Raw genomic sequence first — 1,003 nt, 5'->3', positions numbered from 1 at the left:
GTGCAGGGCCGGTCACGCGCCCGAGACAGGTCTTGAGAGCGCTCTCACGGTTGCTGGTACAGACCATTGCGCCTCCGGTGGACCGCCGTCAAGCCCCGGTCGGCGTTCGGCGTCCCGCAGGGACGTCCCGCCGGCCGCTGGACCGGGCGAGTGAAAAAGCCACCGCGCACACGTCAGATCCGGTAACGATTTTTCAGACCGTCAGCGTGCTCTCCACCCTGCCCCGAGAGGACCTGTCCGTGAACCGACCGATGCGCACGATCTCCGGCGTCCTGGTCGCCCTGGTCGCCCTCGTGCTCTCCACGACCGCCGCCACCGCGCCCGCCGTCGCCGCGCCCGACCCGGTGACCGCCCTGGCGGGCAGCGGCACCGTCAACGACCCGTGGGTGCCGATGCGCGAAGCGCACACCACCTGCGAGTCCACCACCCTGTTCGGCAACTACAGCGGCGGCGTCCACCGCGACCCGATCGTGGTCCTGCCGCGCGGCACGTGGATCGGCGTCCGGTACATCACCGGCGACGGCCGGTCCGCGATGTCCCTGTGGCACAACCACAGCCAGTGGGGCTTCCTGCTGCGCAGCTGCTTCGCCTTCGACTGAGCGACCGAGGAGCCGATCGTGCCCACCAAGCGAACCACCACCGCCGCGGCCTTCGCGCTCGCGCTCACCGCGATCGCGGCCCCGGCCGCCGTCGCCGACCCGGTCTCCGCCCAGGAGGTCCGCCAGGTCTGCGCCCAGGACCTGTACGTCCGGGCGACGGCCGCCGGCGTCGTCATCGGCACCCTGTACTACGGCGAGAACTTCGACGTCCAGCGCTACTCCCCCAGCCGCCAGTGGGTCTACGGCCACGCCTACGGCAACGTCCACCGGGACGGCTGGGTCCAAAACGGCTGGTTCTGCTGAAATTCCGCGTGACCACGGGGGGGGCGCCCCCCCCCCCGCCCGCCGCCCCCGCCCCCCGCGAGAGGGAGCGCGACTGGGGGGGCGCGCGCGCCCCGCACTCG

The 1,003-nt window shown here is 72.6% G+C and carries 2 protein-coding genes; both read left to right on the top strand.

From position 1 onward, the window contains the following. The first annotated feature begins 239 nt into the window (after window positions 1–239). Window positions 240–599: a hypothetical protein gene (locus ACFXGA_RS40255; RefSeq protein WP_378098511.1), complete on the top strand. Its 360-nt coding sequence runs from the start codon at window positions 240–242 to the stop codon at window positions 597–599. An 18-nt stretch (window positions 600–617) separates the two neighbouring features. Further along, on the top strand, window positions 618–902 hold the full coding sequence (locus ACFXGA_RS40250; RefSeq protein WP_378098508.1) for a hypothetical protein: 285 nt from the start codon (window positions 618–620) through the stop codon (window positions 900–902). Window positions 903–1,003 lie beyond the last annotated feature (101 nt).

Source organism: Actinosynnema sp. NPDC059335 (assembly GCF_042752395.1).
In the GTDB taxonomy this organism is placed as follows: domain Bacteria; phylum Actinomycetota; class Actinomycetes; order Mycobacteriales; family Pseudonocardiaceae; genus Actinosynnema.
Note: the sequence above shows the minus strand (reverse complement) of the source record. Positions and strands in the feature narration are given on the sequence as shown.